This is a genomic window from Nesterenkonia sp. DZ6 (assembly GCF_022565835.1).
Classification (GTDB): domain Bacteria; phylum Actinomycetota; class Actinomycetes; order Actinomycetales; family Micrococcaceae; genus Nesterenkonia.
The window spans coordinates 938,604-962,943 of sequence record NZ_JAJOYW010000001.1 but is presented as its reverse complement, the minus strand read 5'-3'; the positions used below and the strand labels follow the sequence as shown (position 1 = coordinate 962,943).

23 protein-coding genes are annotated in these 24,340 nt (G+C 68.6%); 17 read left to right on the top strand and 6 right to left on the bottom strand.

Annotation, left to right across the window (positions count from 1 at the left end):
- Positions 1–43: 43 nt before the first annotated feature.
- Positions 44–694 (bottom strand): O-methyltransferase, encoded by a 651-nt coding sequence (locus LTH93_RS04290; protein ID WP_241470180.1) that lies wholly within the window; start codon positions 692–694, stop codon positions 44–46.
- A gap of 156 nt (positions 695–850) precedes the next feature.
- On the opposite strand from LTH93_RS04290, the gene LTH93_RS04285 reads away from it, so the two are divergent.
- Positions 851–1,744, top strand: a complete 894-nt coding sequence (locus tag LTH93_RS04285) for a hypothetical protein (protein WP_241463823.1) — start codon at positions 851–853, stop codon at positions 1,742–1,744.
- A 26-nt stretch (positions 1,745–1,770) separates the two neighbouring features.
- Positions 1,771–2,364, top strand: a complete 594-nt coding sequence (locus LTH93_RS04280; protein ID WP_241470179.1) for a Sec-independent protein translocase TatB — start codon at positions 1,771–1,773, stop codon at positions 2,362–2,364.
- 91 nt (positions 2,365–2,455) lie between these two features.
- Here the strand turns inward: LTH93_RS04280 and LTH93_RS04275 are convergent, their stop codons facing one another.
- A complete protein-coding gene (locus LTH93_RS04275) occupies positions 2,456–3,586 on the bottom strand; it encodes an Mrp/NBP35 family ATP-binding protein (protein WP_241470178.1) in 1,131 nt (376 codons plus the stop codon).
- A gap of 87 nt (positions 3,587–3,673) precedes the next feature.
- Here LTH93_RS04275 and LTH93_RS04270 point away from each other — a divergent pair, with 87 nt between their 5' ends.
- Positions 3,674–4,612 carry a general stress protein gene (locus tag LTH93_RS04270; protein ID WP_241470177.1) on the top strand — a complete coding sequence of 313 codons (939 nt, stop codon included), beginning with the start codon at positions 3,674–3,676 and terminating at the stop codon, positions 4,610–4,612.
- Between the two features lie 161 nt (positions 4,613–4,773).
- Here LTH93_RS04270 and LTH93_RS04265 read toward each other — a convergent pair whose 3' ends face one another.
- On the bottom strand, positions 4,774–5,049 hold the full coding sequence (locus LTH93_RS04265) for a GlsB/YeaQ/YmgE family stress response membrane protein (protein WP_241463831.1): 276 nt from the start codon (positions 5,047–5,049) through the stop codon (positions 4,774–4,776).
- Positions 5,050–5,209: 160 nt separating this feature from the next.
- The gene (locus LTH93_RS04260) at positions 5,210–6,802 is read right to left on the bottom strand and encodes an aminopeptidase P family protein (RefSeq protein ID WP_241470176.1); all 1,593 of its coding nucleotides are present in this window, start codon (positions 6,800–6,802) and stop codon (positions 5,210–5,212) included.
- Between the two features lie 83 nt (positions 6,803–6,885).
- On the opposite strand from LTH93_RS04260, the gene LTH93_RS04255 reads away from it, so the two are divergent.
- Entirely contained in the window at positions 6,886–7,734 is an 849-nt protein-coding gene (locus LTH93_RS04255) for a PHP domain-containing protein (RefSeq protein ID WP_241463834.1), read from the top strand.
- Positions 7,735–7,808: 74 nt separating this feature from the next.
- Here LTH93_RS04255 and LTH93_RS04250 read toward each other — a convergent pair whose 3' ends face one another.
- Positions 7,809–9,683: an MGH1-like glycoside hydrolase domain-containing protein gene (locus tag LTH93_RS04250; protein WP_241470175.1), complete on the bottom strand. Its 1,875-nt coding sequence runs from the start codon at positions 9,681–9,683 to the stop codon at positions 7,809–7,811.
- A gap of 137 nt (positions 9,684–9,820) precedes the next feature.
- On the opposite strand from LTH93_RS04250, the gene LTH93_RS04245 reads away from it, so the two are divergent.
- From LTH93_RS04245 to LTH93_RS04190, 12 genes are all read left to right on the top strand, one after another.
- The gene (locus LTH93_RS04245) at positions 9,821–10,861 is read left to right on the top strand and encodes a LacI family DNA-binding transcriptional regulator (protein WP_241470174.1); all 1,041 of its coding nucleotides are present in this window, start codon (positions 9,821–9,823) and stop codon (positions 10,859–10,861) included.
- Positions 10,858–12,117 (top strand): sugar ABC transporter substrate-binding protein, encoded by a 1,260-nt coding sequence (locus LTH93_RS04240; RefSeq protein ID WP_241470173.1) that lies wholly within the window; start codon positions 10,858–10,860, stop codon positions 12,115–12,117. The genes LTH93_RS04245 and LTH93_RS04240 overlap by 4 nt, the downstream gene beginning before the upstream one ends.
- On the top strand, positions 12,114–13,235 hold the full coding sequence (locus LTH93_RS04235) for a carbohydrate ABC transporter permease (RefSeq protein ID WP_241463841.1): 1,122 nt from the start codon (positions 12,114–12,116) through the stop codon (positions 13,233–13,235). Before LTH93_RS04240 ends, LTH93_RS04235 begins: the two co-directional genes overlap by 4 nt.
- A 98-nt stretch (positions 13,236–13,333) precedes the next feature.
- A complete protein-coding gene (locus LTH93_RS04230) occupies positions 13,334–14,125 on the top strand; it encodes a carbohydrate ABC transporter permease (protein ID WP_241464426.1) in 792 nt (263 codons plus the stop codon).
- 78 nt (positions 14,126–14,203) lie between these two features.
- On the top strand, positions 14,204–14,854 hold the full coding sequence (locus LTH93_RS04225; RefSeq protein ID WP_241470172.1) for a TetR/AcrR family transcriptional regulator: 651 nt from the start codon (positions 14,204–14,206) through the stop codon (positions 14,852–14,854).
- Positions 14,855–14,961: 107 nt separating this feature from the next.
- Entirely contained in the window at positions 14,962–15,195 is a 234-nt protein-coding gene (locus LTH93_RS04220) for a DUF3107 domain-containing protein (RefSeq protein WP_241463845.1), read from the top strand.
- An 11-nt stretch (positions 15,196–15,206) separates the two neighbouring features.
- Positions 15,207–17,021 carry a DEAD/DEAH box helicase gene (locus LTH93_RS04215; RefSeq protein WP_241470171.1) on the top strand — a complete coding sequence of 605 codons (1,815 nt, stop codon included), beginning with the start codon at positions 15,207–15,209 and terminating at the stop codon, positions 17,019–17,021.
- Between the two features lie 17 nt (positions 17,022–17,038).
- Positions 17,039–17,938 carry a DNA-methyltransferase gene (locus LTH93_RS04210; RefSeq protein ID WP_370642693.1) on the top strand — a complete coding sequence of 300 codons (900 nt, stop codon included), beginning with the start codon at positions 17,039–17,041 and terminating at the stop codon, positions 17,936–17,938.
- Entirely contained in the window at positions 17,935–18,864 is a 930-nt protein-coding gene (locus LTH93_RS04205) for an ABC transporter ATP-binding protein (RefSeq protein WP_241470169.1), read from the top strand. The genes LTH93_RS04210 and LTH93_RS04205 overlap by 4 nt, the downstream gene beginning before the upstream one ends.
- Complete coding sequence (locus LTH93_RS04200) at positions 18,861–19,541, top strand: ABC transporter permease (protein ID WP_241463852.1); 681 nt, start codon at positions 18,861–18,863, stop codon at positions 19,539–19,541. Before LTH93_RS04205 ends, LTH93_RS04200 begins: the two co-directional genes overlap by 4 nt.
- Entirely contained in the window at positions 19,538–20,317 is a 780-nt protein-coding gene (locus LTH93_RS04195) for an ABC transporter permease (RefSeq protein ID WP_241470168.1), read from the top strand. Before LTH93_RS04200 ends, LTH93_RS04195 begins: the two co-directional genes overlap by 4 nt.
- Before the next feature lie 94 nt (positions 20,318–20,411).
- On the top strand, positions 20,412–21,317 hold the full coding sequence (locus LTH93_RS04190) for an ABC transporter substrate-binding protein (RefSeq protein WP_241470167.1): 906 nt from the start codon (positions 20,412–20,414) through the stop codon (positions 21,315–21,317).
- A 272-nt stretch (positions 21,318–21,589) separates the two neighbouring features.
- Here LTH93_RS04190 and LTH93_RS04185 read toward each other — a convergent pair whose 3' ends face one another.
- Positions 21,590–23,053: a glutamyl-tRNA reductase gene (locus tag LTH93_RS04185; RefSeq protein WP_241463857.1), complete on the bottom strand. Its 1,464-nt coding sequence runs from the start codon at positions 23,051–23,053 to the stop codon at positions 21,590–21,592.
- Between the two features lie 59 nt (positions 23,054–23,112).
- On the opposite strand from LTH93_RS04185, the gene hemE reads away from it, so the two are divergent.
- Entirely contained in the window at positions 23,113–24,333 is a 1,221-nt protein-coding gene (hemE, locus tag LTH93_RS04180) for a uroporphyrinogen decarboxylase (protein ID WP_241470166.1), read from the top strand.
- Positions 24,334–24,340: the final 7 nt, after the last annotated feature.

Sequence of the window (24,340 nt, the reverse complement as noted above, 5' to 3'; positions counted from 1 at the left end):
GTCCGTCCCGCGCCGCAGCTGAGCCCCGCGCTTTCGCCGCTGGTCAGCGCCGTGCCGCCACCAGCAGTCCTGTCCCGGACCCGAGCATCGCTGTGCGCAGACGATCGTCCTCGAGCAGACGACGCTCCAGCTCCCGCATCCGCTGCGTGGACTCATCCCGCACCGCAGGGCGGGCCAGGCGATCATGGTCCAGCGCGTCGTTGATGATCAGCAGACCCGAGGGGCGCAGAAGCCTGACGCCTTGTTCGGCGTACTCCGCGGCATGCGTCGCCTCCGCATCGACGAACACCAGGTCATAGCCGCCAGTGGTCAGCCGTGCCAGCACCTGTTCCGCCCTTCCGGTGATCAGCCGCGTCCGCGCCGAGGGCAGCCGCGCGTCTCGGAAGGTCTCTCGGGCCGCCTGGATATGGTCGGCCTCGTAGTCGATGCTGGTCAGGACCGCATCCGGGGTTCCTCCCCGCAGCAGCGCGAGTGAAGAGACGCCGACGCCGGTGCCCACTTCGACCATGGCGTGAGCCTTGGTGCTCGCGGCGAGCACGGTCAGCAGCGAGGCCACCCCCTGGCTGACAGGCTGCACGCCCAGGCTTTCGCCGCGACGTCGCGCCTGAAGCAGCGCAGGCTCCTCCTCGGCGTGCTGTTCCGCGTACGCCCAGCTTGAATGCTTGGCCGACTGCTGGGGGTGCTGAGCTTTCATGGGACCTTCTCTGCGTGCGAGTGAATGAACCGGGCGCTCAGGTGCACGTGCACCTGCGGGTTGGCTGCATCTCGAGGTGCGGTTCGGCACCCTGAGGCGATTGATGTTCAGAAGAATTTCAGCTTCTGCCCAGTTCTACCCTTCATGATAGTCAGGATGACCAGGCACGATAGCAGCACTCCGTCTGCTCGCGGAGTCAGCAGCGGTGGCTCACACCGCGGCTGGCAGCGCGGAGCGGCCGCCCACGAAGCCACTCGGCCGCGCGCCGGGTGGCTTGTGGCGCTGACGCTGTTCGTGCTGGCGCTGCTCGGAGTTCTAGTCTTCGTCACCGCATGGGTCATCGGCGGACGCGCACTGCCGCAGATCAATTCGGTGCAGTCGCTGCTGCCGCAGGGCTCACAGTCCAGCCAGCAGCATGGCGAGGAGACTCTCGGCGACGGCGCCGCGAGCGTCCCGCTGACCAGCACCGACCTGAATCTGATTCCCGTGGACGCCTCCGACGCGACACTGCCGGGTGCCCCCGAGAGCACTCAGATCCAGCAGATCCCGCTGGACAGCCTGAACTCGCTCAAGAGCCTGGGCTGGTCCGTCCCGCATCTGTCGGGTTTCGGGCTGTCCACCGAGTACGCGGAGACCGGGGTGGTCGAGGGCATCCGCACGGTCCAGCTGAGGCTCACCGACGGTGAGCACCGGCTGGACATCTCGGAGACCCGCCCGGAGGAGACCGGGGTGGAGCTCGCCGCCCTGGAGTCGAAGCTCGATGGTGTCGTCGACACCTCGGCGACCCTTCGGGAGACCCTCACCCTGCGCACCGGAGATGCCTGTGAGCTGTACGTCTCCGAAGAGGCGGAGGAATGGACCGCCGCCATGGAGAGCGGACGGGTGCAGTACGTGGTCACCTCTGATCTTCCTGCGGATACCGCTGAGCAGATCTCGAACTGGGTGATGGCCACCGACCGCTCCCGGGTGCAGGTGCTGCCGATCGTCCCCACCGGCTCCGAGCGGCTTGAACGCGGCTTCGAGGAGCTGCTCGCCTGGCTCACCGACTGAGTCGACGCTGACGGTAGGGTTGAGCTGTGCCTGGTATCAACGCCTACGAGTTCGTGATCCTGATCGTTCTCGCGCTCGTCATCCTCGGACCCGAGCGGCTGCCGCAGTACGCCCGAAACCTGGCCCGCTGGGCGCGTCAGGCCCGGGACATGGCCGAAGATGCCAAGGGCCGGTTCAAGGACGAGACCGGCACCGACTTCGACGACGTCGACTGGAAGCGCTACGACCCCCGGCAATACGACCCGCGCCGCATCATTCGCGACGCGCTGAGCAACGAATACGGCGAGGACTTCCGCGAGACCCGCTCCGCGGTGGCCGGGACCCTGGACTCGGCTCGAGCCGCCACCGACCCGCGCGAACTCTTCCGCAGCAAGAACGGCTCCACCCCTGCGGCGCCCAGCGCGCCGAGCGGGGGAGTCCCTCCCGCGGCTGCGAAGCGAGCCTCAGGCGCCATCGCCGCCGGCATGGCCGGGGCGGCGACGAGTCAGAATCCCTCGTCGGACCTGGGGCCCTCGTCAGACGTGACCACGCGGGGGGCCAACGTCGAGCCTCCGGTGCGGAATGCCGACTCCGGAGACCAGCTGGACGCCGCCGCCCCCTTCGACACCGAAGCCACCTGAGGCCGCTCCGTTCCACCGGGCACTGCCCGATCGACCGGCCCGACCCTCCTTGCCGAAGCACACCTAAGCCCAGGTGACGCGTGCGGAGGCGTCAGGCGGGACTGACGGGCAGCTTGCGGCCGCTCATCCCGCGCGGCTGCACTGCCAGCCGGGCGGCGATCGCGCGCAGTGCGGCTCCGGCCGGTGAGTCAGGGGCCGAGAGCACCACCGGCTCGCCGTCGTCGCCGGCCTCGCGCAGATTCATGTCCAGCGGGACCGAGCCCAGCAGCGGAACCGTGCTCTCCAAGGATTCGCTGAGCCGGTCGGCCACCAGCTGACCTCCGCCGGAGCCGAAGAGCTCGAAGCTGGACCCGTCGGGCAGGGTCATCGGCCCCATGTTCTCGATCACCCCGGCCACCCGCTGCTTGGTCTGCGAGCTCAGCGCGCCGGCACGTTCGGCCACGCTCGACGCCGCGGCCTGGGGGGTGGTGACCACCAGCAGCTCGGAGCCGGGAAGCAGCTGCGCCACCGAGATCGCGATGTCGCCGGTGCCCGGGGGCAGGTCCAGCAGCAGCACGTCGAGATCGCCGAAGTGCACGTCGGTGAGGAACTGCTCCACCGCCCGGTGCAGCATCGGGCCGCGCCAGGCCACCGCCTGATTGCCCTCGACGAACATGCCGATCGAGATGGTCTTCACCCCATGGGCCACCGGCGGCAGGATCATCTCATCCAGCCGGGTGGGCTTGTCGGTGATGCCCATCAGGTCCGGGACGCTGAACCCGTGGATGTCCGCGTCGACGATGCCGACCTTGAGTCCCTGCGCGGCCATCGCGCAGGCCAGGTTCACCGTGACCGAGGATTTGCCCACCCCGCCCTTGCCGGAGGCGACGGCGTAGACCCGGGCCAGGTTCTCGGGCTGCGCGAAGCGATTGACCTTCCCGGTCTCACCGCCGCGAAGATGGTCCTTCAGGGCGGCGCGCTCCTCGGGAGTCATCACGCCCAGCTGGACCGAGGCCGTGGAGACCCCCTCGGCGCGCACGGCGGCGGCGGTGACGTCTTCGACGATCCGGCTGCGCATCGGGCAGGCCGCGATGGTCAGCTTGACCCCCACCTGGGCGGCGCCGGCGTCGTCGACGCTGATCTCACCCACCATGCCCAGCTGGGTGATGGGAAGGCGCAGCTCCGGATCGATGACCTCGTTGAGGCGCTGGCGGATGCGTTCGGTGATGGCGGGATCAGACACCGCCTCAGTCTACGAGCCAGGGCTGGCCCTGGCGTCGCCGGTCTCCTCAGGGCTCCGCCGCAGGGGCCGACCTGAGATGATGGGGGAATGTCGATGAATGCTGGGACCAATGCAGGCGGAATGAACAACGGGGGGCTGCCTCGTGGGGAGCTGCTGGGACGCTACCGCTCCTACGAGGATGCGCAGAAGGTCGTGGATCATCTCACCGCTGCCGAGGACTTCGACGTGAAGGCGCTGACGATCGTGGGCAACGACCTGCGTTCGGTGGAGCATATCCGCACCCGGCTCACCTACCCGCGCGTCGCGCTCGGGGGAGCCGCGCAGGGCGCGATGTTCGGCGCCTTCATCGGACTCCTGATCTACCTGTTCAGCCCGGAGGCCAGCATCTACAACCTGGCGTTCGCGGTGGTGCTGGGCACGGCGATCTGGATGATCATCGGGGTCATCGGCTTCGCCATGCGCAAGGGCAAGCGCGAGTATGCCTCCTCCTCTCAGCTGGTGGCGACCACCTTCGACGTGGTCTGCGAGTTCTCTGCCGCCCACCGGGCCCGGCAGCTGGTCCCCGGAGCCGGGGTGATGAGCCTCAACGCCTACAACGATCCGACCTCACAGTCCTCAGCGCGGCTGGCTCCTGCTCCGTCGGCCTCCACGTCGGCCCGGCCGGCGCCGGCGCCGGCGCAGCAGGCCTTCGCGCAGCAGGGATCAGCGCGGCAGGTGCCCGGAGAGCCCGCGCCAGGGCAGAACGCACCGGGTTCAGGCCAGGAGGCTCCAGGCCAGGAGACGACGGCGGCCGAATCGGCTCCCCAGCAGCCGGTCGCCGGGTACAACGACCTTCCCGATGGCCGTCCCCGCTACGGCGTGCGCATGCCTGCGACCGAAGAACCTGCCGAGGAGCCCACGGGCTCAGCTGAGCCGCAGTCAGCAGACCCCGCGGAGCAGACTGATGCCCCCGCGCCGCCCCACACACCTGAACAGGCTGGGACAGACACGCCCCGGACCCGCCCGGAGGACTCGCCGCGCAGCTGAGCTCAGCGCCTCAGTCCGCCCAGGAACTCTCCGGGACACACAGAAGCGCCCCGTCCATCCGACGCTCCAGTGGAGCTCGGACGTGCGGGGCGCTTCTGTAGCTGCCTCCAAGACAGTGCGGTGTCGGTTCAGTCAAGAACCGCGTCCCGCGCTGAAGTGGTTCAGACGGTCTTGCGACCGCGGCGACCGGTGATGGCCTGCCAGATGAAGGCGACGAGGATGCCGCCACCGATGGCGAAGAGCCATGTGGGCAGATCGAAGAACGAGTCATTGACGTTCACGTCGAAGACGGCGGAGGCGATGAAGCCACCGAGCATTGCGCCGAGCACACCCGTGATGAGTGCGGCGATCCAGCCACCGGGCTGGCTGCCGGGCAGGATGGCCCGAGCGATGGCGCCGGCGATGAGGCCCAGTACGAGCCAAGCAATAATTCCCATGATGTTCCTCCTATGGATTCTGAACCTGTCAGGTTCGACTTATTCCAGAGTAAACCCTGGAACGCAGGACTCTGCGTTCATTTGCGCCTGACAGAGATCGTCTACATCACAGTTCTATAGCCTCTGTATCACAGTTATTCATGGGTCAGGACCGCGGTCTTCACGAATTCCAGATGCCCTGCATCCAGCTTTCAATCTCCTGCGCCGTGCGCGGCAGTGATGCCGAGAGACTCTCCGCGCCGTCCTCGGTGACCAGCACATCATCTTCGATCCGAATTCCGATTCCACGGAACTCCGCAGGCGCGGCCAGATCCTCATTCTTGAAGTAGAGCCCGGGCTCGATGGTGAAGACCATTCCTGGTTCCAGCACTCCGTCGAGGTAGAGCTCACGCTTGGCCTGCGCGCAGTCATGGACGTCCAGGCCGAGGTGGTGGCTGGTGCCGTGCGGCATCCACCTGCGGTGATGCTGACCCGACTCGTCCAGGGCCTCCTCCAGGCTGACCGGCAGCAGCCCCCAGTCGTCGAGGTGTTCGGCGAGGACGCGCACCGCTGCGGTGTGGATGTCACGGAACCTGATCCCGGGGCGGACCACCGCGAAGGCGGCATCGGCAGCGGCCAGGACCGCGTCATAGATCTTCCGCTGGGTGGGTGAGAACTTACCGGTGACCGGAAGCGTGCGGGTGATGTCAGCGGTGTAGAGCGAGTCCGCTTCCACCCCGGCATCGAGCAGCAGCAGGTCCCCACGGCGCACTGCACCATGGTTGCGGATCCAGTGCAGCACGGTGGCGTTGTTTCCGGCGGCAGCGATCGTGTCGTAACCGAGATCGTTGCCCTCCAGGCGAGCGCGGGCGAAGAACGCTCCCTCCACGATCCGCTCACCGCGCGCATGGTCGGCCGCGCGAGGCAGGGTGGCGACGACGTCGTGGAAGCCAGCGATCGTGGCCTCCACCGAGACCCGCATCTGCGCGATCTCCCAGGCGTCCTTGACCAGTCGCAGCTCGGAGAGCGCCTCGGCGAGCTCGCCGTCGTAGGCGTCAGAGGTCTCCAGGTCCACGGTGGTGTTGATCCGTGAGGTGTCCACCAGGGCGTCCACGTCCAGATCGACCTCCCGCAGAAGCCGGATCCTGGTGCCGCCGAACTCAACCGGCCCGGCGTCCTTGGTCACGGCCACCTCCAGGGCGCCGGAGTCGGCGGTGCGCAGCCCGAGCCGCTGGGAGAACTCCTCCAATCCGGGCCGGGGACCGATCCAGAACTCGCCGTGCCGTGCGTCGGCGTAGAACTCCTGGGTGTCTCGACCGGCCATCGGCTTGAAGTAGAGCGTCACCTCATGGCGGGAGCCGTGATCGCCGGTGCCCTCGTCCACAGGTTCAAAGACCAGCACCGCACCTGGTTCGTGGTCCACGCCGAGGCCCGAGAGGTGGGCGAAGGCCGAATGTGGTCGGAACCGGTAGTCGGTGTCATTGGAGCGCACCTTGTGTGGGCCCGCGGGGATCACGAGGCGCTCATTCGGGAACTGGGCGGAGACCGCGCTGCGCCGTGCGGCGGCGTGGGTGGCGACCTCATCACGCTCGTGCTGCACCGGCTCGGCCGGCGCCCAGCTGGAGGCCATGAAATCCTTGAAAGCCTCGGAGGTGGGCCGCTGTGAGCGGTTGTTCACCCGGTCTCCGAGATCCTGCGCCTGCCCGGGGGTGAAGCCCGCGGCGGAGGCGGGGGAGACGACGTCGAACTCTTCGTGCTTCTCTGAACTGGTCATGAGATCCAGTCTAGGTGGGCACCCCTTCTCGGGTGGGCCCGCCGAGCCCGGCGTCACGGGTGCTGGCCGGTAGGCTGGAGCGCATGAGCGTGGACCTGCACACCCATTCACATGTCTCCGACGGCACCGAATCTCCTGCCGCGGTGATCGCCGCGGCGGCGGCCGCCGGACTGCAGGGGCTCGCGCTGACCGATCACGACACCACCTCCGGCTGGGACGAGGCGATCGCGGCTGCGCGCGAGCACCGGATCACCCTGCTGCCGGGCATGGAGATCACCACGCTGACCGAGAACGGGATCAGCGTCCATCTGCTCAGCTACCTCCACGACCCGCTGCACCCGGGACTCTCCACTGCCGTGGAGAAGGCCCGCGATGGCCGGCTGCACCGTGCTCGACGGATCGCCGACCGGCTTTCGGTGGATTTCCCGCTGACCTGGGAGACGGTGGAGCAGCATGTCAGCGCCGGCGCCACCGTCGGGCGGCCGCACCTGGCCGACGCCCTGGTCGGGATCGGCGCCGTGGCCGATCGGCAGGAGGCCTTCGATCACCTGCTGCACTCAGCGTCCCCCTATTACGTCAGCCAGGAGAACATGCACCCGGTGACCGCGATCCGACTGGTGCGCGCGGCCGGGGGAGTCCCGGTCCTGGCCCACGGCATGGCCTCGGCGCGCGGCCGCACGGTCAGCGCCGAGCAGCTCGAGGAGATGGTGGCCGCCGGCCTCGCCGGCGTGGAGGTCTATCACCGGGACAACGCCGAGTCGGGCCGCGAGGTGCTCCGCGAGCTGGCCGCGCGCCATGACCTGCTCGTCACCGGTTCCTCGGACTATCACGGCACCGGCAAGGCCAATCTGATCGGGGAGAACACCACCCCCTGGGGGACGGTCGAGGCGCTGTGCGAGATCGCGACCGGGATCGCGCCGATCCGCCCCTAGCGCCCAGGCGGTCCCAACGGTTTTGGAGCGGCAGTCGCGTCAGCGCGGCCCGGCAGCCGCATCCCCCGTCGGTCTCAGCGCCGTTGCGCGTGCTGCATGAGCACCGCGGCGCTGGCCGCCGACCACGCCTGCGGCCTGCACGCGGCCGGGTAGGGCACCGGCTCCTGGCCCACAGGCTCCCCGGCGATCAGCTCCGGGAAACGATGCCGACTGCGCGCACTGAGCCGCACCAGTGCGTCGAACACCTGGTCAGCCTGCTGGGTGTAGCCGCCCTGAGCCATTCCGCGCAGGATGATGGCGGTGTCGTGGACCCACACGGAGCCGGTGTGGTAACCGGTCGGGTTATAGGCGGGATTCTCGGCCGAGAGCGTCCCGATGCCGAAGCGGCGCAGCATGTCCGGTCGGGTGATCCGCTCGACGACCAGGTCCTCCTCCTGATTGGTGAGAAGCCCGGTGCCCAGCGCGTGGCCCATGTTGCTCCCCACACCATCGATGGGGGCTCCCTCCGCGTCGAGTCCCATCGCCAGGAAGCGCTCGCCGTCGTGGTCGACCCAGAAGTTCTCGCGCACTCGCTGCGCCAGCGACTCACCCCAGGCGCGCCAGCCTTGCGCCCCCGGCTCGCCCAGGGCGTCCAGAAGCTCGGCTGCTCCATAGGCGGCCTGCACCGCGTAGGCCTGTGCCTCCAGCAGGGCGATGGGCGCCGGAGCGATAGATCCATCGGCCCGGCGCATCGAATCACCGGAGTCCTTCCAACCCTGGTTGCTCAGACCCTTGCCGCTGTGATCGACGTAGCGCAGAAAGCCGTCAGGTGACGCGTCCACCGCGCCGGCCTGCCAGTCCAGAGCCGCCAGCAGATTCGGCAGCAGCTCGCGGACCTCACCGAGGTCGAGTCCCGCCTGCCAGGACTCGTGCAGCAGCACGATCCACAGCGGCGTCGCGTCGACGGTGCCGTAATAGACCGTCGGGAGCTCCATCTCGCCCTGGGCATAGATCTCCCGCCGCACCTCATGCAGCATCTTGCCGGGCTCGGCGGCCGTCACCGGGTCGGCCGATCGCGCCTGCCGACGTGCCAGGGTCCGGAGCGTGCCGCGCGCGAGCCGGGGGCTGTAGGGCAGCATCATGCGGGCCGCCCAGACCGAGTCGCGCCCGAAGAGGGTCAGGTACCAGGGGGTCCCGGCGGCGGCGTAGATGTCCTCAGGAGCCTCTGGGTCCTTCTGCAGCAGGTGCTTCAGATCGGTGAGGTTGGTGCGGACCAGGTCGCGCCAGGCGTCGTCCCCGGTGACCTCGAGATCATCCCAGTCACAGGCCATCACCCCGGAGTCGGCATCGTGGGCGCTGCGGCTGGTCCGGATCGCCTCGAAGCGCAGGCTCACGGTGCGGCTCTCACCCGGGCCGAGCTGCAGCGGCCAGGTCTGCCGGAAGCGACTGGCGTCCAGTCGCTCCACCGAGGCAGGTGCAGGACTCGGGTGCAGGGTGGTGCGGTGGCGCGCATCGCTCCACCAGATCTGCTCATCCATGACGATCTCGGGTGCCGCGCCGTCGGTGTGACCGCCCTTGACCTCTGAGAGGTCGATGCCGTCGGAACCCACCGACACCTGCAGTCCGGTGTTCACCGGGCTCGATGCGCGAGAGCTGACCGTGATCTCGATGAGCAGCTCATGCAGCCCGACCTGCGTCGACTGATGCACATCAACGGTCGGGTCGGCTCCCGGGTCTCCCAGATGCCGAGCTGCGCCCCAGAAGTCAGAGGTGGGCCCGGAGCTCGACGCCGCGATCGGCACCGTGTCTTCGTCCGAGAGGCAGACATACAGGCTGCGCAGGATCCGCCGGTCATCGACGATCCAGCCGGTGGCCCCCTCACCCATCCGGCCGGATCCGGCGCTCAGGGCAGTCGCCGGGCCGTTCACGGCGATCTCCAGATCGTGCAGCCAAGGTTGCTGTTCGGACATGAGAGCTCCAGATCTTTGCATCGTCTTGACAGGCGAACGTCGCCGGTCCATTATGACTTGGGACACATTATGAACGTTCAAATGAACGATCTAATGCTACCCACATCGACGTGAAGATCAAGAATCAAGGTGAGCTGATGCTGAATTCGCACCAACCGGCGCGGGCCACGATCGTTGATGTGGCGCGCGCGGCCGGCGTCTCTCGCCAGACCGTGAGCAATGCGATCAACAGCCCCGAGCGGGTGAGTCCGGACACCCTCGCGAGGGTGCTGAAGGTCGTCGATGAGCTGAACTACCGCCCCTCGAGCGCGGCTCGCACGCTGCGGCACCAACGGGCAGGTGCCGTGGGCACAGAGCTGAACGCCGTCACGGACATCCCGAGCGATGTGGCCCTGCCCTTCCTCACCGCGCTGACCCTCTCAGCCCCGCGCCACGCGTGCCATATGGTGCCCTTCGCCTCGCGCGAGGCGTTTCCGATGCTCGACGGCTACCAGGACATGGTTCGGCGGCGCCTCGTCGACGCATTCGTGCTCACCGACACCCACCCCGCGGACCCGCGCCCCGACTGGCTGGAGCAGGCAGGAATCCCGTACGCCTCCTTCGGGCGGATCTATGACGATTCATCCCGGGTGTGGTGGGCCGACGTCGACGGTTCCGCCGGCACCAGAACAGCCGTGGCGCACCTGGCCGAGTGCGGCTTCCGCGCCGTGGGCTTTCTCGGCTGGCCGGCAGGCTCCGCGGTCGGCGACGACCGCAGGCTCGGCTGGCTCGACGGCGTCGAGCGCCACGACGTCGTCCTCGGCCCCGAGGCAGCTGCCCCGCAGTCGCTGACCGAGGCGATCACCGCAGCGGAGGTCCTGCTGGATGGTCTTGCGATCGGGGACGCAGTGGTCTGCGCCTCCGACGTCCTCGCCCTCGGGGTGCAGCAGGCGGCCCTGGCCCGAGGGTGGAAACCCGGACGCGACCTCGGCATCACCGGCTTCGACGGCTCAGCGACCGCCCATCTGCACGGCATCACCTCCCTCGTCCAGCCGCTGGACGACATCGCCGAACACCTGCTCACGATCGTCCACGACCAGCTCGCCGGAGCTCCCGCTCCCACCCAGGGCACCCTGTTCCTCCCGACCCTCACTGTTGGTGCCAGCACCGTCACCACATCAACGAAAGGCACGCCATGAAGAACCAGAAGAACCGCTTCGCCGTCCCGTTCGCCGTCGGGCTCGCCAGCGCCCTCGCCCTCACCGCGTGCGGCGGCGACGGCTTCGAGGACCAGGAGACCGGTGGCGACGCCGAGGAGGCCACCTCCGCCGAGGGCTCAGCCGACCTGGTGATGCTCATCGCCTCCTCGGGTGAAGCGGAGACCGCGGCCGTTGAAGAGGCGGCGGCAGAGTGGGCCGAGGAGTCCGGCAACGAGGTTGAGGTCCGCGTCGCCGCGGACATGAACCAGGAGCTGGCCCAGGGGTTCGCCGGCGGCAACCCGCCGGACATCTTCTACCTCGATGCGGCCCAGGTCGCGCAGCAGGCCACGGACGGAAACCTCCACGCCTATGAGGCCGAGGACAACGAGGACTACTTCCCGGCCCTGCAGGAGGCGTTCACCTACGAGGACACGCAGTGGTGCGCGCCCAAGGACTTCTCCACCCTGGGGCTGCAGATCAACACCGAGATGTGGGAGGCCGCCGGTCTGACCGATGAGGACATCCCCACCACCTACGAGGAGCTCGCCGAGGTCGCCGAGACCCTGACTGAAGGCGACACCACCGGTCTGGTCTTCTCCCCCGGCGTCGATCGGGTCGGCGCCTTCGTCGTCGGCAACGGCGGCTGGTGGCTCAACGAGGACGCCACCGAACCCACCGGAGCCAGCGAAGAGGTGCTCTCAGGTCTGGAGTACGTGAAGGAGAACATGGCCGAGGGCAGCTTCGCCTATGCCGGTGACGTCGACGCCGGCTGGGGCGGCGAAGCCTTCGGCACCGAGCGCGCCGCGATGACCATCGAGGGAAACTGGATCCGCGGCGCCATGAGCAATGACTACCCGGACGTCGACTACACCGTCGCCGAGCTCCCCGAGGGCTCAGAAGGGCCAGGAACCCTGCTGTTCAGCCAGTGCTGGGGCGTCGCATCCGACTCCGAGGCGCAGGCCGAGGCGGTCGAGCTGGTGAACCACCTTTCCACTCCTGAGCAGCAGCTGGAGTTCGCCGAGGCCTTCGGCGTGATGCCGTCACGCCAGGCGGCCACCGAGGACTACTCCTCGGCGTTCCCCGAGGACGCCCCGTTCATCGCCGGCGGCGACTACGGCCGCGGCCCGGTCAACGCCCCCGACATGACCCAGGTGGTGGCGGATCTGAACTCTCAGCTTGAAGGCATCAGCAGCGCGGACCTGCAGCAGATGATGGAGAGCTTCGACTCCAACGCGTCGGCGGTGCTGGAGCAGTGAAGTCTCGAGACCCACAGCGCCAACAGGGCGCGGGGTGGCTCTTCGTCAGCCCGGCGATCATCGTGCTGGGCGTGTTCCTGGTCGCCCCGATCGGTATGGCGCTGTGGGTCTCGCTCAGCGATTGGAGCGGCAGCGGCAGCCCGATCTCCGGTGATGTGAACTTCATCGGCACGGAGAACTACAACGCCCTGCTGGCTGATCCGGGACTGGCCCGCCAGGACCTGATGATCTCCTTCCGCAACACCTTCTACTACGTCCTGGGCGTCGTGCCGCTGCAGACCATGTTGGCGCTGAGCCTCGCGGTGCTGCTGAACAACAGGTTCCTCAGGGGCCGGACGTTCTTCCGCACCGCCTTCTACTTCCCCTCGGTGGTGTCCTCGGTCGCCATCTCGCTGCTGTTCCTCTTCCTGTTCGCCGGCAGCGGGGCGATCAACAACGTGCTCGGCTGGTTCGGTGTCAACGGCCCCAACTGGTTCCAGGATTCTCGCGGTCTGATCCATATCTTCGGTGACGCGGTCGGCCTGTGGAGCATCGCGAGTCCGCCGTCGTGGATGACGAGTCCGTCTGTGATGGGGCTCTCCTTCTGGGAGTGGTTCTCGGGGCCGTCGGTGGCGCTGAGCGCGATCATGATGCAGGTCATCTGGACGACCGCCGGCACCTTCATGCTGCTCTTCCTCGCCGGCCTGCAGGACCTGCCCGTCGAGGTCGAAGAGGCGGCGATGGTCGACGGCGCCAACAAGTGGCAGCGATTCATGAACGTCACGGTGCCGCATCTGCGCCCGACCATCCTGCTGGTGGTGACGCTCGGCTTCATCGGGACCTGGCAGGTCTTCGACCAGATGTATGTCATGACCCAGGGCGGGCCCGCCAAGACCACGCTGACCCCGGCGTATCTGTCCTACCAGGCGGCCTTCACCAATGGCGACTGGGGCCAGGGCGCGGCCATCGCGTTCATCCTCTTCGCGATCATCTTCATCCTGACCACGACCCAGCGCTGGCTCATGCGGGACAAGGACGCCTCCGCGCAGAAGCGGGCCGACCGCGGCGTCAGGCGGCAGCGACGGCGCCCGACCCGAGTAATCGTCGAAGAGACCCAGCGAAAGGCCCAGAGCTCATGAGCGCACCCCCCAAAGACGACGGCGTCCCGGTCACTCCCGAGCTCGCAGCGGTGGGGGAGTCTCGGCCCTCGCGGGTGAAGAAGTACTGGTTCTACGGGATGCTGCTCTTCTTCGCACTCCTCTACATCTACCCCTTCATCATCCAGCTGGTCACCTCTTTCAAGACCGATCCCGATGCGACCGGCAACGCCCTGTCGCTGACTCCCGACCCCTTCACCACCGGAGCGTGGGAGACGCTGTTCAGCTCCAACTATCCGACCTGGTTCACCAACAGTGTGATCGTCACGCTCTGCGTCACGGTCGGGCGGGTGTTCTTCTGCTCCCTCGCCGGCTACGCGCTGGCCCGGCTGAAGTTCACCGGTCGGATCGCGCTGTTCACCGGTCTGCTCGCGGTCATGGCAGTGCCCGGGATCGTTCTGCTGATCCCGAAGTTCCTGATCCTCAACTATGTCGGGATCTACAACACCTACCCTGCGCTGATCGTGCCGCTGATGATCGACGCGGCGGGCATCTTCATCATGAAGCAGTTCTTCGAGACCATCCCCGAGTCGGTGGAGGAGGCGGCCCGCATCGACGGGGCAGGGACATTCAGGACCTTCTGGTCGGTGGTGCTGCCGATGGCCAAGCCGGCGCTGATCACGCTGACGATCCTGTCCTTCCAGGGATCGTGGAACGAGCTGGGGCATTTCATCGTGGCCACCAACAACCCGGACCTGTACACGCTGACGCGCGGCGTCGCAGGCTTCACCACGGGTGGGCTGGGCTCCGGCAACCAGTATCCGGTCGCCATGGCGGCGGCGCTGCTGATGACGATCCCGACGGCGCTGGTGTTCATCGTGTTCCAGCGCTACTTCACCCAGGGGGCGAACGCGGGAGCGGAGAAGGGCTGAGCGCCCCACGGCATGCAAGCCCCGGGTCCCGGCCCGGGCGCCGGTGGCCTCTGCGCGACCCCTGAATAGACTGTCCCCATGAGCCAGAGCATCAGAGACCCCGCCGGCATCGTGCGGGCCAAGCGGCTGCCCCGGGAGCAGCGCCGCACCCAGCTGCTGGAGTGCGCGCTGCAGGTCTTCGTGGCCAAGGGATATCACGGGGCTTCGATGGATGACATCGCCGAGAGCGCCCAGGTCTCCAAGCCGGTGCTCTATCAGCACTTCCCCGGCAAGCACGAGCTGTTCCTCGGGCTGCTGGACACCCACCTGGGCGCCCTGGAGCATGAGCTCACCCAGGCGCTGTCGACGGCTGAGAACAACAAGGACCGGGTGCAGGCCACGATGGGGGCCTTCTACGAGTTCATCTCCCGCAAGGACGAGGCCTACCGGCTGGTCTTCACCTCGGGGATGGACAACGACGAAGAGGTCGAGGACCGGCTCGAGCGCTTCCACGACGGCATGGCCGGCGCGATCGCCGAGGTCATCGCCGATGACACCGGCCAGCCGATGGCCGAGGCCACGATGCTCGGTCACGGTCTGATCGGCATGGCCCTCTCCGCGGCCCGGCACTGGAGCCGACTCTCCGAGCGCCCGGACCGCGAGGTCTCGGCCGAGCTGACCGCGCGTTTGGCTTGGCGCGGAATCTCCGGCTTCCCGAAAGAGTCTGAAAGCACAGAAAGCACAAGGTAGGTAGACTCGGGGGCAGGTAAACCCGCCCGCTTCTCTGCACGCGCCCGCATACGGGCACCTGCGGAACTCTTCGAAGTGGGCGCAGCCCATAGATTCAAGGAGTTGGCATGGAAGTACGTATCGGCATTCAGCACGTCTCTCGCGAGATCGTCATCGAGACCGACGCCAAGCCCGAAGAGATCGAGCAGGCCGTGGCCGCCGCCATCGAAGGCGCGCAGCCGCTGCTCAGCCTGGAGGACCGCCGCGGCAAGAAGATCGTCGTGCCCGTCGCGTCCATCGGCTATGTGGAGATCGGCTCCGACACCAAACAGACCGTGGGCTTCGCAGCCGCAGTCGCCTAATGAAAGTACCCATGACTGAACAGACCACCGAGTCCTCAGCCGCCGAGATTGACGCCACCATCTCCGCCGTTGACCCCGAGCTCGTCGAGGCCGTCGAAGCCTCCAGCCTCACCTTCGCAGACTTCAATGTGCGCCCCGAGATCGTCGAGGCCCTCGCCGCCAAGGGGATCACCACCCCCTTCCCGATCCAGGCGGAGACCCTGCCGATCGCGCTGGGCGGCTATGACATCATCGGTCAGGCCAAGACCGGCACCGGCAAGACGCTGGGCTTCGGCATCCCCGCCATCCAGCGCGTGACCAGCCCCGACGACGCCGGCTATGACGACCTTCCGGCCCCCGGAGCGCCCCAGGCGCTGATCGTGGCTCCGACGCGCGAGCTCGCCGTGCAGGTGGCCTCCGACATCAAGGTCGCCGCCGCCCGCCGCGGCATCCGCGTGGCCACCATCTACGGCGGCCGCGCCTACGAGCCGCAGATCGAAGAGCTGGATCGCGGCGTCGAGATCGTCGTCGGCACCCCCGGCCGACTGATCGACCTGCACCGGCAGCGCCACCTGAAGCTGAAGAACGTCAACATCGTGGTCCTCGACGAGGCCGACGAGATGCTGGACCTCGGCTTCCTCCCCGACGTGGAGACCCTGCTCTCGGCCGTCCCGGAGATCGGTCGCCAGACCATGCTCTTCTCCGCGACCATGCCCGGCCCCGTGGTCGCCATGGCCCGCCGCTACATGACCAAGCCCACCCACATCTCGGCCGCAGATCCGCTGGATGAGGGCATCACCAAGAAGGACATCCGGCAGCTGGTCTACCGCGCGCACCACCTGGACAAGGACGAGGTCATCGCCCGTCTGCTCCAGGCTGAGGGCCGCGGCCGCACCATCGTCTTCACCCGGACCAAGCGCCAGGCCGACCGGCTCTCCGCGGAGCTGCAGTCCCGCGGCTTTGCCGCCGGCGCCATCCACGGCGACCTCGGCCAGGGCGCCCGCGAGCAGGCCCTGCGCGCCTTCCGCAACGAGAAGATCGACGTGCTGGTCGCCACCGACGTCGCCGCCCGCGGGATCGACGTCACCGACATCACCCACGTCATCAACCTCACCGCCCCCGATGACGAGAAGGCCTACCTGCACCGCGTGGGCCGCACCGGCCGCGCCGGCAAGACCGGCATCGCCGTGACCTTCGTGGACTGGGAGGACATGCCCAAGTGGAAGCTCATCGACAAGGCCCTCGGCCTGGGCATCCCGGAACCCATCGAGACCTACTCCTCCTCGCCGCACCTCTACGAGGACCTCGACATCCCCAAGGGCACCAAGGGGCGCCTGCCGCGGCATAAGCGCTCCAAGGCCGGCCTGGACGCCGAGGAGCTCGAAGACCTCGGCGGCCCCGAGAAGCGCAGGTCCAGCGGCGGACGCGGTGACCGCGATGCCGGTCGCGGCGGACGCTCCGGCGACCGTGACGGCGGTCGCGGCGGTCGTTCCGGCGACCGTGACGGCGGTCGCGGCGGTCGTTCCGGCGATCGCGACTCTTCACGCGGCGGACGCTCCGGCGGCCGGGACTCCGGCCGCGGTGGCAGCCGCACGGAAGATTCGAACCGGGGCTCCTCCACGGACTCCGCTCCGGCGGCCGAGGGCGCAGCTGCCCCGCGCAGCCGCAACCGTCGCCGCACCCGCGGCGGCGAGGACTCCGGCTCAGCCGCGCAGACCCAGCAGGGTCAGCCAGCTGAGTCCGCGGCGTCGGCTGAGGGCTCAGACTCGGCCACGCAGCCAAGGCGTCGGCGGCGTCGTCGTGGTGGCTCCGGCTCAGGCGGCGACACCACCTCCAGCGAGAGCTGAACGGCCCCGATGTGAGTATCGGGGAGAAGGCTGCGGCGAGCAGCGGCAGCTTCGACCCCAGCGGTGGATCCCAGGTGCTCGAGGGCGAGAACCTCGAGCTCCTGCCGGACCTGCCTGACGGTGCCTTCACGGTGATCTACCTGGACCCGCCCTTCAACACGGGGCGGGCCCAGCGGGCCACCAAGACCACCAACACCCGGCGCCCCGACGGCGAGGGCAACCGGGTGGGCTTCGCCGGGCGCAGCTATGACACGGTCCGCCGCGCGCTGGCCGAGTACGACGACTCCTTCACCGATTACTGGGAGTTCCTCGAGCCCCGGCTGCTCCATGCCTGGCGGCTGCTCGCCGATGAGGGCACGCTCTACCTGCACCTGGACTACCGCGAGGTCCACTACGCGAAGGTCCTCTGCGATGCGATCTTCGGGCGGGAGTCCTTCCTCAACGAGATCATCTGGGCCTATGACTACGGTGGGCGGACCAAGAAGCGCTGGCCCACCAAGCACGACACCATCCTGGTCTACGTGAAGAACCCCTCGGGCTACATCTTCAACGCCGAGGCCGTGGACCGCGAGCCCTATATGGCCCCCGGGCTGGTCACCGCGGAGAAGGTCGCGCTGGGCAAGCTGCCCACCGACGTCTGGTGGCACACCATCGTCTCGCCCACCGGGAGGGAGAAGACCGGGTATCCCACGCAGAAGCCGGTCGGACTCATCCGCCGGATGGTCCAGGCCTCCTCGAACCCGGGGGACTGGGTGCTCGACTTCTTCGCCGGCTCTGGAACCCTGGGTGCGGTGGCCGTGGAGACCGGGCGCCGCTTCATCTGCATCGACTCCTCCCCGCAGGCCCTGGATGTGATGGAGAATCGTCTGGGTGAGCATGCGCAGGTCCACCGACAGGCATTGATGGAGGCGTCATGATCGAATTTCGGCAGGTCACCAAGACCTACCCGGACGGGACCCCCGCGGTCCAGGACTTCAGCCTCATCGTGCCCTCGCACACCACCACCGTGCTGCTGGGCTCCTCCGGCTGCGGGAAGACCACGCTGCTGCGCATGGTCAACCGGATGGTGGACCCCAGCTCCGGGGCCGTGCTCATCGACGATGAAGATGTGGCCGACGCCGAGCCGGTCGCCCTGCGTCGCCGCATCGGCTACGTGATGCAGCACTCCGGGCTGCTGCCGCACCGCCGGGTCATCGACAACATCGCCACCGTGCCGCGGCTCAACGGCGCCTCCCGGGCCGATTCTCGGGCACGCGGCTACGAGCTGATGGAGATCGTCGGTCTCGACGCCTCCCTGGGCACCCGCTACCCCGGCCAGCTCTCAGGCGGCCAGCAGCAGCGCGTCGGGGTGGCCCGCGGACTCGCCGCCGACCCCAACATCCTGCTCATGGACGAGCCCTTCGGCGCCGTGGACCCGCTGGTGCGCGTCGAGCTGCAGCGCGAGCTCTCCCGGGTCCAGGCGGACCTGAAGAAGACCATCATCTTCGTCACCCACGACATCGACGAGGCGCTGACCCTCGGCGACCAGATCGTGGTGCTCAAGGCCGGTGGCGAGGTCGCCGCCGCAGGCACCCCAGCGGAGCTGGTGCAGAACCAGCAGGACGATTTCGTCTCGCGCTTCCTGGGCCTGGACTCGGGCCGGCGATCGCTGACCGCCGCCACGGCCGACGACGGCGGCTGGCTCATCTCCGACGCCCAGGGCCGACCCCTGGGTGTGGTGGACTCCCAGCCGGATGGTGTTCAGCCCGGGGGCGGCCAGCCCGGCGGCGCCCAGCCCGACGGGGCCCATCCCAACGGCGCCCAGCCCGACGGTGTCCGAGCCGATCCCGTCCAGCACCCATGACCTGGGTCCTGGACAACCTCCCCCGCATCGGGGAGCTCACGCTGGCGCATCTGGCGCTGAGCCTGCCCGCCGTGATCATCGCCTTCGTGCTCTCGATCCCGCTGGCCTGGGGTGCGAACCGGGTGCGGGTGCTGCGCGAGCCGGTGCTCACCGGCACCGGGCTGCTCTACGCGGTGCCCTCGCTGCCCTTGTTCATCCTGCTGCCCGCGCTGATCGGCACCTCGGTGCGTGACCCGCTCAACGTGGTCATCGCCCTGTCCATCTTCGGACTGGCCCTGATGGTGCGCTCCGCCGCGGAGGCGCTGGACGCGGTCACCGACGACGTGCGCACCTCCGCCACCGCCATCGGGTTCTCCGGAGTCGGACGATTCTTCACCGTGGAGCTCCCGCTCGCCGGCCCCGCCCTGCTCGCCGGGGTGCGTGTGGTCTGCGTGAGCTCGATCAGCCTGGTCTCGGTCAGCGCCGTGCTCGGGGTCAGCTCGCTGGGCTCGCTGTTCACCGACGGATTCGCCCGCAACATCATCGGTTCCATCGTGGCCGGGATCCTGATGACCGTGGTGCTCGCGCTGATCTGCGACCTGCTGCTGGTCCTGGCCGGGCGCATGCTGATGCCGTGGCAGCAGCCGAGCCGCCGTCGTCGTCCGCTGCCGGCCCGGGCTCGTGAGGTCTCCGCATGACCAACATCCTCGAAGCCCTGGACTGGCTGCTCACCGCCGAGGCCTGGGCCGGGCCCGGCGGGCTCTGGGCGCGTTCCCTCGAGCACCTCGGCTACACCCTGCTTGCGCTGGGAATCTCCGCGGTGATCGCGCTGCCGCTGGGCCTGGCGATCGGACACACCCGCAAGGGTCGCGGACTCGCGATCGTGGCCACCGGGGCCGCCCGCGCGCTGCCCACGCTGGGGCTGCTCACCCTGGTGGCGCTGTTCACCGGGATCGGGCTGACCGCCCCCATGGTGGCGCTGGTGATCCTCGCCGCGCCCTCGGTGCTGGCCGGCGCCTACGCCGGGGTGGAATCGGTGAACCAGGCCACCGTGGACGCCGCGCGCGCCCAGGGGATGAGCGGCTGGCAGATCCTCACCCGGGTGGAGATCCCGCTGGGCCTGCCGCTGATCCTGAGCGGGCTGCGGCTCGCCGCGCTGCAGATCATCGCCACCGCGACGCTCGCGGCCTATGTCGGGGCCGGCGGGCTCGGACGTCAGCTGTTCCTGGGGCTGCAGACCTACGATTACTCCGTGATGCTCGGCGCCTCACTGGTGGTGATCCTGCTCGCCATCCTGGTGGACGCGGCCTTCGGTGTCACCCAGCGGCTGCTCCGCCGGGTCCCGGGGCTCGCCGGACCGCAGCGCGTCTCCGGCTCCCGCCGAGACCCCCGGAGTCGGCGCGCAAACGGGCGCCCGGAGGCCTCGAATCCTGAAGCACCGCACCAGAATCGCGCGAATGTGACTGCGCACTGAGCACCCTCTGCCGGTGAGCTGGTGTTTCTGCGAAGATTTCGCCTAGGACAAGTTGCCGCTGAAGTGGGAGCTGCCGAGAGAAAGAGGACGACAGATGAGGACCACCGGATTTTGGGTCACAGGAACGATCGCCGCTCTGGCGCTGACCGGCTGCGGCGGCGGAGACCCGCTCGCCGAGGATGGTGAGGGCGAGGCCGAACAGGGCGAGGCCCTGGTGATCGGATCCCAGCAGTACTACTCCAACACCATCATCGCCGAGCTCTACGCGCAGGCGCTGGAAGCCGAGGGCATCGAGGTCGAGCGCGAGTTCGAGATCGGTCAGCGGGAGGTCTATGTCTCGGAGATCGAATCCGGCGCCATCGACGTCTTCCCCGAGTATGCGGGCAACTTCCTGCAGTACTACGACGAGGCAGCCGAAGCGGCGACCCTCGAGGAGATCACCGCCGCGCTCGGGGAGGCGCTGCCCGAGGGTCTGCGCGTGCTCGAGCCGGCCGAGGCCACCGACCAGGACAGCTTCGTGGTCACCTCCGAGTTCGCGCAGGAGAATGACCTCACCGAGGTGTCCGACCTGGCCGGGATCGAGGATCTGCGCATCGCGGCGAACTCCGAGTTCGAGACCAGGCCCTACGGACCCGAGGGGCTCCAGGACGTCTACGGCGTGGAGATCAGCGTGGTCACGGTCCAGGACTCCGGCGGGCCGCTGACCGTGGACGCGCTGCTGAGCGGGGACGTGGAGGTCGCCGACATCTACAGCGCCGATCCGATCATCAAGTCGGAGAACCTCGTGGTGCTCGAGGACCCCGAGGAGCTGGTGCTGCCGCAGAACCTGATCCCGGTGGTCTCCGAACGGGTCGACGAGGCCGCCGCCGCGGTGCTCGACGAGGTCAACGCCGCGCTGACCAGCGAGGAGCTGATCTCACTGAACAGCCAGAGCGTCGATGACCAGGCCGATCCCGCCGACGTCGCCGCCGACTGGCTCAGTGAACAGGGCCTCGACTGATCTGAACCATCGGGAAGCCCCTCCCTGGGGTGAAGAGATCGTAGACCTGTGGCGAACCGTGGGGCTGAAGCCCTGCGACAGACCCTCAGGTCTACGATCTCTTCTCCCGACCACCACGCGCATGCGACCTGCTGCACGGAGTGAGAACACTTCCACGTCAAGACCGTCTGCAGACTGGAGCGCCGCGACCGGGTCGACCTCCGCGGCGTGGACGAGCTGCTCTGCCCGCAGTTCCTCAGCGAGGTCAAGCTTCGCCGCGGGGGAGAGGCGGCTCAGCTGGCGCGGCGGATGTGGATGTGGCGCACGGCGTCGATGCGTTCGATCTCGAACTCGCCGGGGCGATGGTGCTGGCAGAACCCGCCGACGGGGACCTTCGTGAGGTAGCTGGCCATCTGGGCGAGCTCCGCGGCGGAGAAGTCCTCGGCCCGGCGGCGCTTCGCCGGGGTGGCGCGCGTGGTCTCCTGGCGGACCGTGACCTCGATGCCGTGCAGGTCCTGGAGCGCGCGCACATAGTCTTCGGTGCGCCCCTCGGCGGCCATCTCGCGGGCTCGCACGGTGGGTGCGTGCAGCATCTTGCGCACGATCCGGCGCACCGCGAACTCCACCTCTTCGGTGGCTCCGGTGCAGCCGTGCTGCTTGCGGACTCTGTCCATCTCTTCGTCCAGCAGCGACTGGGTGTGCCGGCGCAGCGCCACGATGGCGTCGTCGGCGGTGCGTTCGCGACGCTCGGTGAGGTACTGGTTCACCGCCGAGCGCACGACGTCGCGCGCCTCCTGAACCGAGTCCTCGGTCTCCCCGGGGGCGGCCATCTTCACCGATTCCAGGGTGATCAGGTCCACTCCGTCGAGCTCGGCGACATCGGGATCGAAGTCATGGGACAGTGCGAGATCGATGACGGTCAGCGGCTTCTCCCGCCGGGTGTCTCCGGAGAGTCCGGCCAGGTTCTCGACCTCTTTGGCGGTGATCCGCCGGTTGCCGCCGGAGCAGCCGATGATCACATCGGCGTTGCGGAAGGCCCCGGGCAGTTCCTGCATCTGCAGCGCCCGGGCGCCGCCGACACGCTCGGCCACGAAGTCCTCGGCGCGGCCGGAGCCGGAGAAGACCCCGATGTCGGTGACCCCGCGCTCGACCAGCTGGGCCAGCGATGTCCCGGAGTAGGCGCCGGTGCCGATCAGCACGATCTTGGCGCCGGGGTAGAACGTGGAGCCGTCGCCGCGCATGTCCCCGGCGATGTCCAGGGCCACCGAGACGATGGAACGTCCGCGGGAGCCCAGCGCGGTGCGGGTGCCGACATCCTTGGCGGTCCGCGACGCGGTCTCGAAGAGCTTGGTGAGGCTTCCGGAGATGGTCCCGGCGTGCTGGGCGTCGGCCAGGGATTTGCGCACCTGGCCGGCGATCTCGCGCTCCCCGATCACGGCGGAGTCCAGACCGGCGCCGACTTCGAAGAGGTGAGAGACGGCGTCGTCCTCCACCAGGGTGCGGAACGAGCGGCCGACCAGCTCGCGGTCCAGGCCGGAGGTCTCTGCGACAGCGTCGAGCAGCTGTTCGCGGGTCGTCTGCACGTCATCATGGGAGCCGCCGGTGGACTCGGCGTAGATCTCCATGCGGTTGCACGTCGCCAGCGTCACGGCAGGCATGTGTACGGAACCGGCCAGTTCGGCCGCTCCTGAGCTGAGAGTGCCCACCGTCTCGAGGTCCAGCTCCGAGTGGGTGGCAACGAGTGAAATAAGTACCACGACGTCATTGATTCTACAGCGGGTCGAAGTGTGGCGCGGAAAAGTGGAGAATGTGGCATATGACTTCTGGATCTTTCGCCGGCATGGCCGCGTCCTCCCCGGCCACCGGCTCCGTCACCGCGATCCCGCGGGCGGCCGTTCGTTCTCAGGGTTCCACCGCGCAGCTGCCGCAGGACCACCCGCTGCTCACCGGGCTCACCGCCGACTCCGCTCTGCTGAATCAGTATCGCGGCGGGCGTAACAGTGCGGGGGAGATCACACGTCCGCACCGCCGCCCGGTGTGGTTCATGCGGCAGGCCGGCCGTTCGCTGCCCGAATACCGGGCGCTGCGCGAGGGCACCACGATGCTGGACAGCTGCCTGGACCCCGCGCTGGCCTCGGAGATCACGCTGCAGCCGGTGCGTCGGCACGACGTCGACGCCGCGATCTTCTTCTCCGACATCGTCATCCCGCTGCGCCTGGCCGGGATCGACGTCGAGATCCAGCCCGGTGTGGGCCCGGTGCTGGGCTCCCCGGTGCGCACCCGCGCCGACGTCGAGGCGCTGCCCACGCTCGACGACGCCGCCTTCGCGCCGATCACCGAGGCCGTGAGGCGCACCGTGGCCGAGCTCGGCTCCACCCCGCTGATCGGCTTCGCCGGTGCCCCGTTCACCCTGGCCGCCTACATGGTGGAGGGCAAGCCCTCCCGGGACCACCTGGGACCGCGCACCATGATGCACGCTGACCCCGACACCTGGAACGCCCTCGCCGCCTGGGCCGCAGAGGTCTCCGGCCGGTTCATGCGCGCCCAGCTGATGGCCGGCGCCTCCGCCGCGCAGCTCTTCGACTCCTGGGCCGGATCACTGGGCCGCGAGGACTATGCCCGCCACGTGCTGAGCCACTCCGCCGAAGCCTTCACCCATGTCCAGGACCTCGGCGGCACCACGCCTGCGGGTCACCGGGTCACCGCCCCGCTGATCCACTTCGGCACCGGCACCGGGGAGATCCTGGACCTGCTGCGCGTGGCCGGCGCCGACGTCGTCGGAGTCGACTACCGGCTGAACCTCGCCGAGGCCACCCGTCGGGTGGGTGCGGAGACGCCGCTGCAGGGCAACATCGACCCGGCGCTGCTGCCCGCCGACTGGCCCGTGCTGGAGAAGCACGTGCGCGCGGTCATCGCGGCCGGCTCCGGCGCCGCCGGGCACGTGCTCAACCTGGGTCACGGGGTGCCCCCGGAGACCGACCCGGAGGTGCTCACCCGCGTGGTCAGCCTGATCCACGAGATCGGCTACGAGGACTGAGCTCCGC